This window comes from Streptomyces silaceus (assembly GCF_001419745.1).
Classification (GTDB): domain Bacteria; phylum Actinomycetota; class Actinomycetes; order Streptomycetales; family Streptomycetaceae; genus Streptomyces; species Streptomyces silaceus.
On sequence record NZ_LIRJ01000354.1, the window covers coordinates 1 to 16,103 of the forward strand.

Here is a 16,103-nt window from a genome sequence, read left to right on the forward strand (position 1 = left end):
GCCTTGCCACGACAGCCGTGGGGGAGTTGACCAGGATGCCGGCACCCCGCCCGCCGTACCCGCAGCCTCGGCGAGGCGGCGCAGAACAGAGCCTGCCCGCCGCGCCCGCCTCCCGGCATCGGTATGCCGAAGGATCGGCATACCGATGTGCGGCCGCGCACGACGGACTCCGTATACCTAGTGCCCGGCGAGCCCGCCCCGCCCGTCGTCCGCCCTCACGTCACCGGCGCCTTCGCCCGCAGCACCGTGAGGAACTCCCGCATCCACCCGGAGTGGTCCGCCCATCCGCGGGCCGAGACCAGCGTGCCGTCCACGACGGCCTCCGCGTCCTGGAAGGTCGCGCCCGCCGCCTGCATGTCCATCTCCAGGGCCGGGTACGCCGTGACCCGGCGCCCGCTGAGGCCGCCGACCGCCGCCGTCAGGAGCGGCCCGTGGCAGATCTGGGCGACCGGCTTGTCGGAGTCGAAGAACGACTTGAGGATCTTGCGGAGCTCGGGGTCGTTGCGCAGGTACTCCGGGGCCCGTCCGCCCGGTATCACCAGCGCGGCGTACTGCCCCGGATCGACTTCCGAGAAGGCGAGATCCGCGGGCCAGGTGTAGCCCGGCTTCTCCGTATACGTATCGAAGCCCGGCTCGAAGTCGTGCACCACGAACCGCAGCTTCTTGCGGGCCGGAGCGGCGATGTGGACGTCGTACCCCTCCTCCCGCAGCCGTTGGTAGGGATAGAGGACCTCGAGTGACTCCGCTGCGTCGCCGGTCACGATCAGGATCTTGGCTGCCATGTCGCTGCGCTCCCCTCGGTCGGGTGCCGCCCGGGCCGGGCCCGGCCTCGGGCAGGGGCGGGGCCGCCCGGTCGGCCGGACCCTCCCGGCCAACGTGCCCGTGTACTGCCGCTTTGCCAAGAGGGCCGACCAGCGGGGTCACTGTGCAGACTGTCAAAGTTGGCCCCCCGCTTTTGTACACATACGGCTCATGACGGGTCCCCCGTGCGGAGCGATAGCCTTGACCCGTGATCAGCGCGATATCCCGCGGGGGCATGGACGCCTCCGCCCCGCGCCCGGGGACCACGGACGACAGCCGTGGCCGGGCGGAACTCGCTGACGCTTCTTCGCGGTGCGCGACACCGGACCGAGCAAGCCATCGGCCGGTGAAACCGCTGAAAATGGCGGATAACCGCCCGCTCATCCCGCACCGCGGCATAACGTCGAACCCGGCCGGAGACCCCGTGTCGCGGCGTTACGTCACATCACTTCCTTCTACGTCACGCAACGGCGCGCGACAGGAGTCAGAGGACCATGCAGACCAAGCTGGACGAAGCCAAGGCCGAGCTGCTCGCACGAGCCGCCCGGGTAGCTGAGAGCAGCCCTGTCGGGGGGCGCCTACCGAGTGACGCACCGACCGGGACGACGAGCGAGGCCACGCCGGACCAGGACACGGCTCTCGCGTTCCTCCAGCGCTACTACCTGCACACGGCACCCGAGGACCTGGCGGACCGCGACCCGGTCGACGTCTTCGGAGCGGCCTTCTCCCACTACCGCCTCGCGGAGAACCGGCCCCAGGGCACGGCGAACGTGCGGGTCCACACCCCGACCGTCGAGGAGAACGGCTGGACGTGCAGCCACTCCGTCGTCGAGGTGGTCACCGACGACATGCCCTTCCTCGTCGACTCCGTCACCAACGAGCTGTCCCGGCAGGGCCGCGGCATCCACGTGGTGATCCACCCGCAGGTCGTCGTACGCCGTGATCTGACCGGAAAGCTCCTGGAGGTCCTCGCCGACGACGCCGGCGCCGAGCGGCCGCACGACGCGCTCGTCGAGTCGTGGATCCACGTCGAGATGGACCGCGAGACCGACCGCGCCGACCTGAAGCAGATCACCTCCGACCTGCTGCGGATCCTGTCCGACGTGCGCGAGACCGTCGAGGACTGGGAGAAGATGCGCGACGCCGCGCTGCGCATCGCCGACGAGCTGCCCGCCGAGCCCACCGCGGGCGACCTGCGCGAGCAGGAGGTCGACGAGGCCCGCGAGCTGCTGCGCTGGCTCGCCGACAACCACTTCACCTTCCTCGGCTTCCGTGAGTACGACCTCATGGACGACGACTCCCTCGCCGCCGTCCCCGGCACCGGCCTCGGCATCCTGCGCGCCGACCCGCAGCACGACGGCGACGACCACCACCCGGTCAGCCCGTCCTTCAACCAGCTGCCCGCCGACGCCCGCGCCAAGGCCCGCGAGCACAAGCTGCTCGTCCTGACGAAGGCCAACAGCCGGGCCACCGTGCACCGCCCGTCCTACCTCGACTACGTCGGCGTGAAGAAGTTCGACGCCGAGGGCAACGTCGTCGGCGAGCGCCGCTTCCTCGGCCTCTTCTCGTCCGCCGCGTACACCGAGTCGGTGCGCCGCGTCCCCGTCATCCGCCGCAAGGTCGCCGAGGTCCTCAAGGGCGCGGGCTTCTCGGCCAACAGCCACGACGGCCGCGACCTGCTCCAGATCCTGGAGACGTACCCGCGCGACGAGCTCTTCCAGACCCCGGCGGACGAGCTGCGGTCCATCGTGACCAGCGTGCTCTACCTCCAGGAGCGCCGCCGGCTCCGCCTCTACCTGCGCAAGGACGAGTACGGGCGCTACTACTCCGCGCTCGTCTACCTGCCGCGCGACCGCTACACCACCGGTGTCCGGCTGCGGATCATCGACATCCTCAAGGAGGAGCTGAACGGCGCCAGCGTCGACTTCACCGCCTGGAACACGGAGTCGATCCTCTCCCGCATCCACTTCGTGGTCCGGGTGCCCAAGGGCGGCGAGGTCCCCGACCTCTCCGACGCCGACGTCGAGCGCATCGAGGCCCGGCTCGTGGAGGCCGCCCGCTCCTGGGCCGACGGCTTCGCCGAGGCGCTGACCGCCGAGTGCGGCGAGGAGCGCGCCGCCGAGCTGCTGCGCCGGTACGCGGGCGCCTTCCCCGAGGGGTACAAGGCCGACCACACGCCGCGCGCCGCCGTCGCCGACCTCCAGCACCTGGAACAGCTCACCCAGGGCCACCAGGACTTCGCGCTCTCGCTGTACGAGCCGGTGGGCGCGGCCCCCGGCGAGCGCCGCTTCAAGATCTACCGCTCCGGCGCGCAGGTCTCCCTCTCCGCGGTGCTGCCCGTGCTGCAGCGCCTGGGCGTCGAGGTCACCGACGAGCGCCCCTACGAGCTGCGCTGCTCCGACCGCACGCACGCGTGGATCTACGACTTCGGGCTGCGCATGCCCAAGTCCCCGAACGGCAACGGCGACTACCTCGGCGACGACGGCCGCGAGCGCTTCCAGGAGGCCTTCGCCGCCGCCTGGACCGGCGCCGCCGAGGTCGACGGGTTCAACTCGCTGGTCCTGCGCGCCGGCCTCAACTGGCGCCAGGCGATGGTCCTGCGGGCCTACGCCAAGTACCTGCGCCAGGCGGGCTCCACCTTCAGCCAGGACTACATGGAGGACACCCTCCGCAACAACGTCCACACCACCCGGCTGCTCGTCTCGCTCTTCGAGGCGCGGATGTCGCCGGACCACCAGCGTGCCGGGACCGAGCTGACCGACGGGCTCCTCGAAGAGCTCGACGGCGCGCTCGACCAGGTGGCCTCGCTCGACGAGGACCGGATCCTGCGGTCCTTCCTGACCGTCATCAAGGCGACGCTGCGCACCAACTTCTTCCAGAAGGCGGCGGGCGGCAAGCCGCACAACTACGTCTCCATGAAGTTCGACCCGCAGGCCATCCCCGACCTGCCGGCGCCCCGTCCCGCGTACGAGATCTGGGTGTACTCGCCCCGCGTCGAGGGCGTCCACCTGCGCTTCGGCAAGGTCGCGCGCGGCGGTCTGCGCTGGTCGGACCGGAAGGAGGACTTCCGCACGGAGATCCTCGGCCTGGTCAAGGCGCAGATGGTGAAGAACACCGTCATCGTGCCGGTCGGCGCCAAGGGCGGCTTCGTCGCCAAGCAGCTGCCCGACCCGTCGGTGGACCGCGACGCGTGGCTGGCCGAGGGCGTCGCCTGCTACAAGACGTTCATCTCCGCGCTGCTCGACATCACCGACAACCTCGTCGCGGGCGAGGTCGTGCCGCCCTCCGACGTGGTGCGCCACGACGAGGACGACACCTACCTCGTCGTCGCCGCCGACAAGGGCACCGCGACCTTCTCGGACATCGCCAACAAGGTCGCCGAGGACTACGACTTCTGGCTCGGCGACGCCTTCGCCTCCGGCGGCTCCGCCGGCTACGACCACAAGGGCATGGGCATCACCGCCCGCGGTGCCTGGGAGTCCGTCAAGCGGCACTTCCGCGAGCTGGGCGTCGACACCCAGTCCGAGGACTTCACGGTCGTCGGCGTCGGCGACATGTCCGGTGACGTCTTCGGCAACGGCATGCTGCTCTCCGAGCACATCCGCCTGGTCGCCGCCTTCGACCACCGGCACATCTTCATCGACCCGAACCCGGACGCGGCTACCTCGTACGCCGAGCGCCGCCGCCTCTTCGAGCTGCCGCGCTCGTCCTGGGCCGACTACGACAAGGACCTGCTCTCCGCGGGCGGCGGGATCTTCCCCCGCTCCGCCAAGGCGATCCAGCTGAACGCCCACATCCGCGAGGCCCTCGGCATCGAGACCGGCGTCGCCAAGATGACCCCGGCCGACCTGATGAAGGCCATCCTGCAGTCGCCCGTCGACCTGCTGTGGAACGGCGGCATCGGTACGTACGTGAAGTCGTCGGCCGAGTCGAACGCGGACGTCGGCGACAAGGCGAACGACGCGATCCGCGTCGACGGCCAGGAGCTGCGCGTCAAGGTCGTCGGCGAGGGCGGCAACCTCGGCCTCACCCAGCTGGGGCGCATCGAGTTCGCCCGCGAGGGCGGCCGCATCAACACCGACGCCATCGACAACAGCGCGGGCGTGGACACCTCCGACCACGAGGTGAACATCAAGATCCTGCTCAACGCGGTCGTCGCCAACGGCGACATGACGGTCAAGCAGCGCAACAAGCTGCTCGCCGAGATGACCGACGAGGTCGGCCACCTGGTGCTGCGCAACAACTACGCGCAGAACACCGCCCTGGCCAACGCCGTCTTCCAGTCGTCGTCGCTGCTCCACGCCCACCAGCGCTTCATGCGCCGGCTCGGCAAGCAGGGCCACCTCGACCGGGGCCTCGAGTTCCTGCCCAACGACCGGCAGATCCGCGAACTGCTCAACTCCGGCCGCGGCCTGACGCAGCCCGAGCTCGCCGTGCTCCTCGCGTACACGAAGATCACGGCCGCGGACGAGCTGATCCAGACGACGCTGCCCGACGACCCGTACCTGCAGCGGCTGCTGCACGCGTACTTCCCCAAGGCGCTGCACGAGAAGTTCCCCGAGCAGGTCGACGGGCACGCGCTGCGCCGCGAGATCGTCACCACCATCCTCGTCAACGACACGGTGAACAGCGGCGGTTCGACCTTCCTGCACCGGCTGCGGGAGGAGACGGGCGCCTCGCTGGAGGAGATCGTGCGGGCGCAGCTCGCCGCGCGCGAGATCTTCGGGCTCGGCGAGGTGTGGGACGCGGTCGAGGCGCTCGACAATGTCGTCGCCGCCGACGTCCAGACCCGCATCCGGCTCCACTCGCGCCGCCTCGTCGAGCGCGGCTCGCGCTGGCTGCTCAACAACCGGCCGCAGCCGCTGCAGCTCGCCGAGACGATCGACTTCTTCAGCAAGGGCGTCGCCGAGGTCTGGGACGAGCTGCCGCAGCTCCTGCGCGGCTCCGACCTGGAGTGGTACGAGGGCATCCGCGACGAGCTCGCCGAGGCGGGCGTCCCGGAGGAACTGGCGCGGCGCGTCGCCGGGTTCTCCTCCGCGTTCCCCGCGCTCGACATCGTCGCGGTGGCCGACCGCATGGGCAAGGAGCCGATGGCCGTCGCCGAGGTGTACTACGACCTCGCCGACCGGCTGCGGATCACCCAGCTCATGGACCGCATCATCGAGCTGCCCCGGGCCGACCGCTGGCAGTCCATGGCGCGCGCGTCGATCCGCGAGGACCTGTACGCGGCGCACGCCGCGCTCACCGCGGACGTCCTCGCCGTCGGCAACGGCGCGTCGACGCCGGAGCAGCGGTTCAAGGCGTGGGAGGAGAAGAACGCGCCGATCCTGAGCCGGGCGCGGACGACGCTGGAGGAGATCCAGAGCTCGGACGCGTTCGACCTGGCGAACCTGTCGGTGGCCATGCGGACGATGCGGACGTTGCTGCGTACGCACTCGTAGATCTCTGGGTGCTCGGGTTTCCCGAGTACGTGAACGGGGGCGCCCCGGGCCTTGCGGCCCGGGGCGCCCCCGTTCGTGCGGGGCCTCGTGACGCTCAGCTCTCCGGGGGCGTCACGCCGACGACTCCCAGAGCGTGACCGTGCCCTTGAGGTCCGGGAGGTAGTCCTTGTCGTTCGGCGGTTCGACGGCCGTGATCGTCCACATGGCCACGTTGCCCTCGCCCGTGACCATGCAGAGGTGGTCGCCCTTGACGATCTGCTGGGCCTTGTTGATCGCCTCGCCGCTCAGCGACTCGCGGAACGGGTTCTGCTCCGCGCCCTCCCGGCACTGCTTCGCGGTGGTGCCGGACGCCTTGCCCATCGCGTGGTCGAACGACAGCTCCTGGTAGCCCGCGTGGAAGTCGGCCTCCTCGCTGTCCATGGAGCCCGTCGGGTCCACCTTCGGGGTGTCCAGGTCGATGTACGTGGTGTCGAGCGAGCCGGCCGGCGTGCGGAGCGTCATCGGCTTGTTCTCGAAGACGAGCGTGTACGTGGCGTCCGCGGGGGGAGCGGAGGGGTCCTCCGACGGGTCGGCGACCGCGTCGCCTCCTGCCGTCGGGGAGTCCTTGGGCGGGTCGGCCTGCTGTGAGGCCTTCTTGCCGTCGTCCTTCTTGTCCTTGCCGTTCAGGTACGTGATGCCGATGTGCCCGTTGGAGGGGTACAGCTCGTAGCGCACGCCGCCCGAGGTGACGGTCGGGTGCGTGGACGAGAGGGTGGCGATCTGCTTGCCCTTGACGACGATCGTCGCGACGTACGCACCGCCGCGGTTCTGGATCTTGGCCTTCGCGCCGTTGCCGAGCGTGACCTCGTAGACCTCCGCCTTCTGCGTGGGCTTCTGCGACGGGGTCCCCGTGGTGTCCGGGGCCTGCGTCCCCGACGCCGTCGGCTCGGGAGCCGGTGAGTCGGCGAAGGCGCCCGCGGCCGGGATGAGCAGGGCTCCGCCGACGAGAGCGGAGACGGCGGTGGTGCGGAGGAGGGCGGTGCGGCGGTGGGTGCTCACGGGACGTTCCTTGTCTTCGGTCGGCTGGTCACTCCGGTGCGATCGGGTGGACAGCTACGAAGTTAGATGTCCGCCATTGCGGCAATTCGGCGGCTATGTAACAGCGCGCCATAGCTGTGCAGGCGGTGCCGTTACGGGACCGGAGGGACTTCGTTCCCGGACCGCCCGGAGTCGGCGCAAAGACGCCCCAACTTCCGCCCGGCGCGGACGGGTTCTTGCCCCGGGAGCATGCGGGCTGTTCCCATGGTCGAGGGGTGATGCGGCATGACCGGACTGCGCGTCGTACCGGCTTGGCGGCACGGGCAGGAGCGGTTGTACGTGTATCAGGCCGACGGCAGGAGCGTCGCCTGGTACGACCGCGAGGCGTCCCGCGTCAATGTGCTCAGCGAGGACCGCGAGGCCGACGTCCTCGACGTCCTCGCGCCCTTCCTGACCGGCCAGGTGACGGTGGGGCCGCCGCCGGTGCCCACCCCCGTCGAGCTGGCCCGCCTCGCCCTCCACCCGGACGACGACCTCGCGCCGAACCGCCCCGGCGAGGCCCTGCACATCGCCCTGGAGCGCGAGCCCGTGCCGGCCCGCAGGCTGCGCGCCGATCCCCGGCACCGCGCGCTGGCCGCCGAGCAGACGGTCGGCGACGCCCTGGACGCCCTGGAGAGCGCGGGCTGGCGGGTGCTGCACTCGCTGCCGCTGCCCGGCGAGGCCCGCATCCACCATCTGCTGATCGGGCCCGGCGGACTGTTCTGCGTGGGCACCCTCGCCGTCCGCAAACAGCGGGTGCGCATCGCCGACCCGATGGTCACCGTCGGCCGCGGCGAGCCGGTCCCGCTGCTGCGCACGGTCCGCTCCGACGCGGGCCGCGCCTCCTTCGCGCTGACGGCCGAGGTCCGCCCCGTCCTGGTGCTCGTGGGGACGGGGGCGGCGGACCTGGAGCTGGCCGCGCCGCCGCGCGACGTGCGGGTGCTGCGCGAGGGCGACCTCCAGGCGCTGGCCCGCCTCGGCGGCGTACTGAAACCGGCCGATGTGGAGGCCCTGCACGCCCTGGCCCGGGACCGCCACACCTGGCGCAGGGTCTGACGCGGCCCGCCACCGGGGCCGGGGGCGGGCCGCGTCGGACCGGCCGGGGCTACAGGTTGTCGCCCCAGCCGCCCTGGATCATGGTCTGGAAGGCCCAGGAGCCGCCGCGCCGGATCAGGATGTCGGCGTAGCGCAGCCGCTGCGTCTCGCCGTTCGCCGTCATCACCGAGTCGGTGAAGACGACGGCCATCGCGGACGAGAGGAAGACGGGGGTGCGCGTGGACTCGAAGGAGATGTCCTCGCTCCCGTCGCCCATCACGTGGGTCATGGTCCCCACGTACTGCTCCCGGTCCCACTGGGCCGCCCGCCCGTCGCCCGCGGAGTCGTCGCTGACCAGGTTGAGCGGGAAGACGGCCAGGTCGGCCATGCGCTCCACGTCGCGCTTCGCGCTGAGGGCGTCGTACGCGGCGAACCAGGCGTCCAGGCTCGCGCGGTCCTCGTCGGTCGGGACGTATCCGGTCTCGGGAAGGAAGGTCACGCGGTCTCCTCTGCTGCTGATCAAGTTTGACTACTTGTGGAGAAGGTATGCCGCGAAGTCCGGCTAGTCAAACTTGATTAACGGTGATGCCGGTCACATGGTGGGGGCGAGGCTCCGGCGGCGGAGGCGGGGGCCCGGCGGACGCCCCCGCCCGGCGGCCCTCAGCGGAAGCGCACCACCGTCGCCGTCGCGTGCCGCGTCGTGTTCTGCCGCACCTCGACGAGGACCACCGGCTCCGCGGGCAGCGCCGCGTACGTGACGTCGCCGATGCCGGCGGCCGTCGCGACGCCCTCGCCCACCGGCTCCGGGAGCGCCCCGGCCGCCGCCGACCGCAGCGCGGGGGAGAGCGGCGAGGACACCACCGGCGTGCCGTCCCCGGGCAGCGCGAGGACCAGTGCCCGGGGCCGGGCGGCGGGTCCCGTGCGGCCGATCACCACCGCGTCCCGGGTGTCGCTGTGCCGCAGCTTCAGCCACGCGCGCGTGCCGCCCCGGTACGCCCCGTCGAGCCGCTTGACCACCAGCCCCTCGACGCCGGTGGCGGACAGCGTCTCGTACCAGGTCAGGGCGGTGTCGCGGTCGGTCGTCGAGGGGACCGCCTGGAGGGGCGGGCCCACGGGGGCGAGCAGCTCCACCAGCCGGGCGCGCCGCTCCTCGTACGGCAGGGCGCGCAGGTCCGTGCCGCCGCGCGCGAGCAGGTCGAAGGCGGCGTACGAAGCGGGCAGGGACCGGGCGAGGAGGGCGGCACGGGCGCGCGTGGCCGCCGCCCGCTGCTGCACGGCGGCGAAGTCGATGCGCCCGCCCGTCCACACCACGACCTCGCCGTCCAGGGCCGTGCCCGCGGGCAGTGCGGCGGCGGCCTCGGCGAGGTCGGGGAAGGCGGCGGTGACCGTGCGGCCCGAGCGCGCCTGGAGGGTCACCTGACCGTCGTCGTCGCGCAGGACGACCAGGCGGTGCCCGTCGAACTTGGGCTCGTAGGCCCAGCCGCCGCCCTCCGGCAGTGCGCTCACGGACTCGGCGAGGGCGACCCGCACCGGCCGGGGCAGGCTCATCGGGGGGTCCGGGAGGGCAGCGGCCGGGCGCGGTTGAGGTTGATGAGGGGGCCGAGCAGATCGCCGTGCCGCCGCAGCCGGGGCGCGATGTCGTCGGCCGTGAAGACCAGCTGCCCCGGCTCGGCGCAGGCCTCGATCTCCGCCCAGGTCACGGGTGTGGAGACGGTCGGCTCGGGGCGGGCGCGCAGGGTGTAGGGGGTGGCGGTGGTCTTCGCTGCGGCGTTCTGGCTGAAGTCGACGAAGACCTTGCCGGGGCGCAGGCTGCGCGTCATGCGGTGCACGACGAGGTCCGGCCGCTCCCGCTCGGCCTCCACGGCCAGCTCCTTGGCGTACGCCGTGACCCGTTCGGAGGGGGTCGGCTCCAGCGGTACGAGCAGGTGCAGCCCCTTGCTCCCCGACGTCTTGGCGTACACGTGCAGCCCGTCGGCCGTCAGCCGCTCCCGCAGCCACAGCGCGGCGGCGCAGCACTCCACGACGGTGGCCGGTGGGCCCGGGTCCAGGTCGAGCACCAGCCGGTCGGCCCGCCCCGGCGCGTCGGCCTGCCACTGGGGCGTATGGAACTCGGTGACCAGGTTGGCCGCCCACATCAGCGTGGACAGGTCCTGTACGAGGATCTGCCGGGCGTTCCCGTCCGAGCGCGGCACCTCGGCGGTCCGTACCCACGGAGGCGTGCCCGGCAGCACGTTCTTGGTGAAGAACCGCTGGCCGTCGGGCCCGTCGGGGTAGCGCAGGAAGGAGACGGGCCGGTTGTGGAGGTGGGCGAGGAGGGCGCCGGCCGTGCTCGCGTAGTAGTGCAGCATCTCGCCCTTGGTGAAGCCGGTCGCCGGATACAGGACCTTCTCCAGATTGCTGAGCGCGAGCCGCCGCCCCTCCACCTCCGTGATCGGCGTCATACGATGAGAGTCCCACAAATCACCACAAACCGACCGTCCCCCCATCCCAGTGAGAGGTGCCGGACGTGCGATCCATATGGAACGGTGCGATCTCCTTCGGCCTGGTCAGCATCCCGATCAAGCTCGTGAACGCCACCGAGAGCCACTCCATCTCCTTCCGCCAGATCCACACGGAGGACGGCGGCCGCATCCGCTACCGCAAGGTGTGCGAGCTGGAGGACCGCGAGGTGACGTCCGCGGAGATCGGCAAGGGGTACGAGGACGCGGACGGCTCGATCATCCCGATCACGGACGAGGACCTGGCCGCGCTGCCCATCCCGACCGCCAAGACGATCGAGATCGTCGCCTTCGTCCCCGCGGACCGCATCGACCCGCTCCAGATGGACGCCGCCTACTACCTCTCGGCGAACGGCGTCCCCGCCGCCAAGCCGTACACGCTGCTGCGCGAGGCGCTCAAGCGGAGCAAGAAGGTGGCCATCGCGAAGTTCGCGCTGCGGGGCAAGGAGCGGCTCGGCATGCTGCGCGTGGTCGACGACGTGATCGCCATGCACGGGCTGCTGTGGCCGGACGAGATCCGGGTGCCCGAGGGGGTGGCCCCCGACTCCCACGTCACCGTCCGCGACGCCGAACTCGACCTGGCGGACGCCCTGATGGACACGCTCGGCGAGGTCGACATCTCCACGCTGCACGACGACTACCGCGAGGCCGTCGAGGAACTCATCGCCGCGAAGGTCGCGGGCACCGCCCCGACGGAGCAGACGCCCGCCGCCGAGGCCGGGGGCGGCAAGGTGATCGACCTGATGGCCGCCCTGGAGAACAGCGTCCGCGCGGCCCGCTCGGCGCGCGGCGAGGCGCCCGGGGGAGACGAGGACGAGGGATCCGCGGTGGCGGAGGTGACGCGGCTCCCGGCCCGCGGTGGCCGGGCCAAGAAGTCGTCGGCGCCCGCGCGGAAGTCCGCGCCCGCGGCGCCCAAGCAGGTCGGTGGCAAGAAATCGACGTCCTCGGCGACGTCGTCCGGCGCGAAGAAGAAGGCGGCCTCCGCCAAGAAGACGGCGACGAAGACGACCGCGCGGAAGACGACGGCCAAGAAGACGACGACGCAGAAGAAGACGGCGACCACCAAGAAGACCACGGCGAAGCGGCGGGCGTCGGCCTGAGTCCGCGGGTGTCCGTGCGGCCCCTGCGGCTTCCGCCGCCCGCGCCCGGGATTGACACGGAACGGCAAATTGCAAAGTGCGCGCGCCGCGGGGCGGCGGCGCGTTCGCTGCGGGCCCGAGAGCTGGCTTGATAAGGCCCCCGAAAGAATTCGGTCAAATCAGACTCTCTCCGTTTTTGTGCCCTGTGATCAATGTCACAGTCGCTTGATGGAATTAGTCCCTCCGCGCAATGATCCCTGCGGACGCAATGGGATTCTTCAGAATTTCCGGGGGGTTAAAGGTAAATGGCCAGCAATCCTTTCGAAGATGATGGTGCGCAATATCTGGTGCTCGTGAACGACGAGAATCAGCACTCGCTCTGGCCCGCCGGGACCGACGTCCCGCCCGGCTGGACCGTGGCCCAAGAGGCGAGTTCACGGGCCGATTCCCTGGCCTTCGTCGAGCAGAACTGGACGGATCTCCGTCCCGCGAGCCTGATATCAGGCTCCTGACGTGGCCGATCGTCACAGCCGAAAAGAAAACTCTGAGCCACGGGGCGGGGCGGGGATGGAGAACGGCGAAAGAGTACGGCCGGGGCGCTTCGCGGGCACCGGCCCCTTGATGCTCGTCTGGTCGGGACAGGCCGTCTCGCTGGTCGGAAGCGCCGTTCTGAGATTCGCTTTCATAATCGAGGTCTGGTCCACCGGGGAGCAGGCGACGGCCGTCACCGCGCTGTCCCTCTGCGCCCTGCTTCCGCAGGCGCTCTTCAGCCCCTTTGCGGGCGCGATAATCGACCGGATGCGCAAACGCTCCGCGCTGCAGATCGCGGACGTCATCGGCCTGGCGACCATCGGCGCGCTCACCCTCGTCCACTTCTTCGGCGGCGGCCTCGAACCGTGGCAGGTCTACCCCGCCACCGTGCTGCTCGGCATCGGCGCCGCCTTCCAGCTGCCCGCGCTCACCGCCGCCATCCCCCTGCTGGTGCGCAAGGACCAACTGGGCCGCGCGAACGGCCTGTTGGCGGGCGCCCGCAGCGCCGCCGGCATCTGCGGCCCGGCGCTCGGCGGCATCATGGTCGCCCTGTCCGGCATCGGCGCCGTCCTCGTCGTCGACCTGGTCAGCTACGCCTTCGCGCTCATCGGCATCCGCGTCGTGCGGATGAAGGGCGACAAGGTCCCCGAGGGGGCGGGCGCCCCGCGCACGAAGATCGTCGCCGAGGCCGTCGAGGGCCTGCGCTATCTCTTCCGGCAGGCGAGCCTGCGCGACATGACCGTGAACTTCTGCACGGTCAACCTCGTCATGGTCTTCGGCTTCGCCGTCATCCAGCCGATGGTCCTGCTCAAGTCCGGCAACGGCGCGCTCGCCGCCGTGAACAGCGCGATCGGCGTCGGCGGCGTCGTCGGCGGCCTGCTGATGGCCGCCTGGGGCGGGCCCAGGAACCGGGGCCGGGGCATGATGCTCGGCATCGTCGGCATGTGCGTGTCCGCCCAGATCGGCATGTCCCTGGTCGGCGGCGTCGCCGGCTGGTGCGTGGCCATGCTCATCGGCTCGCTGCTCATGACGGTCGTCAACGCCTCGATGCAGGCCATCGTGCAGACCAAGGTCCCCCAGGACTGGCAGGGCCGGGCCTTCGGCGCGGTCATGTTCCTCTCGCAGATCTCCGTGCCCCTCGCCACGGCCGTCTCCGGCCCCCTCGCCGACCAGGTCTTCGAGCCCCAGGCGGCCGACGGCAGCGGCGTCTTCGCGGTGCTCGGCCCGCTCCTCGGCGACGAGCCGGGCAGCGGCATGGCCGGAATGCTCTTCCTCGCCGGCGTCGCGGGCCTCGCGGTCGCGCTCTGGGGCCTGGCGAGCCGCTCCATCAGGCACATCGACGTACTTCTGCCGGACATCGACGAGGAGTCCGGGCGCAAGGGCGGTGAGAAGGATGACGCGGTACGCGCCTGAGCCGGACGTGAGCGGTTCGCGCCCGCCCGAGCCGCGCGAGGAGCCGCGGGTGCGGGAGCCGCGCGAGGACCGCTGTGTGCACGAGCTCGTCGAGGAGCAGGCCGCCCGGACCCCCGGCGCGACGGCCCTCGTGTACGAGGAGGAGCGGCTGACGTACGCCGAACTCGACGCCCGCGCCGACCGGTTGGCGGGCCTGCTCGCGGCGCGCGGCGTCACGCGCGGCGACACCGTCGGCGTCTACCTGGAGCGCTCCACCGAACTGGCCGTGGCGATCCTCGGCACGCTGAAGGCCGGCGCCGGCTACGCGATGCTCGACCCCGGCTTCCCGGCCGGCCGGCTGCGCGGCATGGCCGCCGACGCGGGCATCACCGCGCTCCTGACCGTGAAGGACACGGCGGTCCCCCTGGACGCCGACGCCGTGGCCGCGGTGCACGTCGAGGACGCCGTGGACGCCCGGCCGTTGGCGCGCGGAGCCGTGCGGGCCGCGCCCGACGACACCGCGTGCGTGATGTTCACGTCCGGGTCGACCGGGCGGCCCAAGGGCATCGTCGCCCCGCACCGCGCCGTCACCGCCACGCTGACCGGCCAGGACTTCGCGTCCTTCGGGCCCGGCGCGGTGTGGCTGCAGTGCGCCCCCGTGTCCTGGGACGCGTTCGCGATGGAGCTGTGGGGGCCGCTCATGAGCGGCGGCACCTGCGTGCTGCACCCCGGACGGCGCCCCGACCCGGTGGTCATCGCCCGGCTCGTCGCCGCGCACGGCGTCACGTCCATGTACCTGTCCGGCTCCCTGTTCAACGTCGTCGTCGACGAGTACCCGCGCGCCCTCGCCGGACTGCGCGAACTGGTCGTCGGCGGCGAGGCGCTGTCGCCCCCGCACGTGGCGCGCGCCCTGGAGCGGCAGCCCGCGCTGCGGCTCCACAACGGCTACGGCCCCGTCGAGTGCATGGTCTTCCTCACCACCCACCGGATCACGCCCGAGGACGTCCGCGACGGACGGCCCGTCCCCATCGGCCGCCCGCTGGCGGGCAAACGGCTCCACGTCCTCGACGAGCGGCTCGCTCCGGTCGCGGACGGCGAGCCGGGCGAGCTGTACGCCGCCGGGGCGGGCCTCGCGCGCGGCTACTGCGGCACGGCGCCCACGGCGGAACGATTCGTCGCCGACCCCTTCGGCGCACCGGGCGCCCGCATGTACCGCACCGGCGACCTCGCGCTGCGCCGGCCCGACGGGACCTTCGAGTACCGCGGCCGCGCCGACGCGCAGGTGAAGATCCGCGGCTTCCGCGTGGAGCCCGGCGAGGTCGAGAACGTCCTGGCCCGCCACCCCGGGGTCGACCGCGCCGCCGTCCTCGCTACCCCCGCGGGACCGGACGGCGAGCGGCAGCTCGTCGCGTACGTCGTACCGGGACCCGGCGCCGAACAGCCGCCCTCCGCCGAGGAGTTGCGCGCCCATGCCGCGTCCCTCCTGCCCGACTTCCTGGTGCCCGCCGCCTTCGTGCCGCTGGCCGCGCTGCCGCTGACCGCCAGCGGGAAGCTGGACCGGGCGGCCCTGCCCGCGCCGGACGCCGTGGCCGCCGGGCGCCCGCGGGGTGCCGCCGTAGCGGACGACGGGCCGCAGGGCGCGACCGTGCGCGCGCTGTGCGAGCTGTTCGCCGGGGTCCTCGGCGTCGACTCCGTGGGCGCGCACGACGACTTCTTCGCGCACGGCGGGCACTCCCTGCTCGCCGCACGGGTCCTCGGCCGGGTGCACGCGCGGCTCGGCGCCGCGCTCGACCTGCGCACGCTCTTCGAGTCGCCGACCCCGGCCCGGCTCGCGCCGCACGTCGACGCCGCCCCCAAGTCCGAGGCCGGTGAGCCGGGTCCGGCGCCGCGCACCGGCTCCGCCCCGCTCCCCGTCTCGCCCGCCCAGCACCGTCTGTGGTTCCTCGACCGGCTCGGTTCCGGTGCCGCGTACAACCTGCCGATGCTCGTACGGCTGCGGGGCGCGGTCGACCCGGACGCGCTGGCCGACGCCCTCGGGGACGTCGTCGAGCGGCACGAGNNGGCGGCGGCCGTCGACGCGGCCGCGCGGGAGCGGTTCGACCTGAGCGGCGAACTCCCGGTGCGCGGCGTGCTGTTCAGCGTCCGCGAGCGGCCCGGCGAGCACGCGCTGCTCGTGCTGGTCCACCACATCGCCGGGGACGGCTGGTCGCTCGCGCCGCTCTTCCGCGACCTGTCCCGGGCGTACGCGCTCCGGGCCGGGACGGACGGCC

11 protein-coding genes are annotated in these 16,103 nt (G+C 72.1%); 6 read left to right on the forward strand and 5 right to left on the reverse strand.

Translation table 11 applies throughout. The features are described from left to right. Positions 1–215: 215 nt before the first annotated feature. Positions 216–782, reverse strand: coding sequence for a DJ-1/PfpI family protein (locus AOK22_RS28990; RefSeq protein ID WP_055701683.1), 567 nt, complete (start codon positions 780–782; stop codon positions 216–218). 513 nt (positions 783–1,295) lie between these two features. On the opposite strand from AOK22_RS28990, the gene AOK22_RS28995 reads away from it, so the two are divergent. Further along, positions 1,296–6,242, forward strand: coding sequence for an NAD-glutamate dehydrogenase (locus tag AOK22_RS28995; RefSeq protein ID WP_055701684.1), 4,947 nt, complete (start codon positions 1,296–1,298; stop codon positions 6,240–6,242). Positions 6,243–6,353: 111 nt separating this feature from the next. On the opposite strand, the gene AOK22_RS29000 is transcribed toward AOK22_RS28995, so the two are convergent. Next, complete coding sequence (locus AOK22_RS29000) at positions 6,354–7,280, reverse strand: hypothetical protein (protein ID WP_055701685.1); 927 nt, start codon at positions 7,278–7,280, stop codon at positions 6,354–6,356. Between the two features lie 264 nt (positions 7,281–7,544). Here AOK22_RS29000 and AOK22_RS29005 point away from each other — a divergent pair, with 264 nt between their 5' ends. Further along, positions 7,545–8,354 carry a nuclease-related domain-containing protein gene (locus tag AOK22_RS29005; RefSeq protein WP_055701686.1) on the forward strand — a complete coding sequence of 270 codons (810 nt, stop codon included), beginning with the start codon at positions 7,545–7,547 and terminating at the stop codon, positions 8,352–8,354. Positions 8,355–8,403: 49 nt separating this feature from the next. Here AOK22_RS29005 and AOK22_RS29010 read toward each other — a convergent pair whose 3' ends face one another. The 3 genes from AOK22_RS29010 to ligD all read right to left on the reverse strand — a co-directional run bounded on the left by AOK22_RS29010 (position 8,404) and on the right by ligD (position 10,774). Beyond that, a complete protein-coding gene (locus AOK22_RS29010; protein WP_055701687.1) occupies positions 8,404–8,832 on the reverse strand; it encodes a hypothetical protein in 429 nt (142 codons plus the stop codon). A gap of 161 nt (positions 8,833–8,993) precedes the next feature. Continuing rightward, entirely contained in the window at positions 8,994–9,881 is an 888-nt protein-coding gene (locus AOK22_RS29015; protein ID WP_208606461.1) for an ATP-dependent DNA ligase, read from the reverse strand. Continuing rightward, on the reverse strand, positions 9,878–10,774 hold the full coding sequence (ligD, locus tag AOK22_RS29020) for a non-homologous end-joining DNA ligase (RefSeq protein ID WP_055701688.1): 897 nt from the start codon (positions 10,772–10,774) through the stop codon (positions 9,878–9,880). Before ligD ends, AOK22_RS29015 begins: the two co-directional genes overlap by 4 nt. 65 nt (positions 10,775–10,839) lie before the next feature. Between ligD and ku the strand changes: the two genes are divergently transcribed. The 4 genes from ku to AOK22_RS29040 all read left to right on the forward strand — a co-directional run. Further along, entirely contained in the window at positions 10,840–11,931 is a 1,092-nt protein-coding gene (gene ku / locus AOK22_RS29025; protein ID WP_055701692.1) for a non-homologous end joining protein Ku, read from the forward strand. Between the two features lie 284 nt (positions 11,932–12,215). After that, positions 12,216–12,422 carry an MbtH family protein gene (locus AOK22_RS29030; protein WP_055701689.1) on the forward strand — a complete coding sequence of 69 codons (207 nt, stop codon included), beginning with the start codon at positions 12,216–12,218 and terminating at the stop codon, positions 12,420–12,422. A gap of 109 nt (positions 12,423–12,531) precedes the next feature. Next, positions 12,532–13,854, forward strand: a complete 1,323-nt coding sequence (locus tag AOK22_RS29035; protein WP_244165108.1) for an MFS transporter — start codon at positions 12,532–12,534, stop codon at positions 13,852–13,854. A gap of 7 nt (positions 13,855–13,861) precedes the next feature. Beyond that, a partial coding sequence (locus AOK22_RS29040) for a non-ribosomal peptide synthetase (RefSeq protein WP_208606462.1) occupies positions 13,862–15,892 on the forward strand: 2,031 nt, incomplete at its 3' end. Between the last annotated feature and the right edge of the window lie 211 nt (positions 15,893–16,103).

Coding starts and splice junctions, on each gene's coding strand:
- AOK22_RS28990 (WP_055701683.1), bottom strand. CDS start 782: ATGGCAGCCAAGATCCTGATCGTGACCGGCGACGCAGCGGAGTCACTC.
- AOK22_RS28995 (WP_055701684.1), top strand. CDS start 1,296: ATGCAGACCAAGCTGGACGAAGCCAAGGCCGAGCTGCTCGCACGAGCC.
- AOK22_RS29005 (WP_055701686.1), top strand. CDS start 7,545: ATGACCGGACTGCGCGTCGTACCGGCTTGGCGGCACGGGCAGGAGCGG.
- AOK22_RS29015 (WP_208606461.1), bottom strand. CDS start 9,881: ATGAGCCTGCCCCGGCCGGTGCGGGTCGCCCTCGCCGAGTCCGTGAGC.
- ligD (WP_055701688.1), bottom strand. CDS start 10,774: ATGACGCCGATCACGGAGGTGGAGGGGCGGCGGCTCGCGCTCAGCAAT.
- AOK22_RS29030 (WP_055701689.1), top strand. CDS start 12,216: ATGGCCAGCAATCCTTTCGAAGATGATGGTGCGCAATATCTGGTGCTC.
- AOK22_RS29035 (WP_244165108.1), top strand. CDS start 12,532: ATGCTCGTCTGGTCGGGACAGGCCGTCTCGCTGGTCGGAAGCGCCGTT.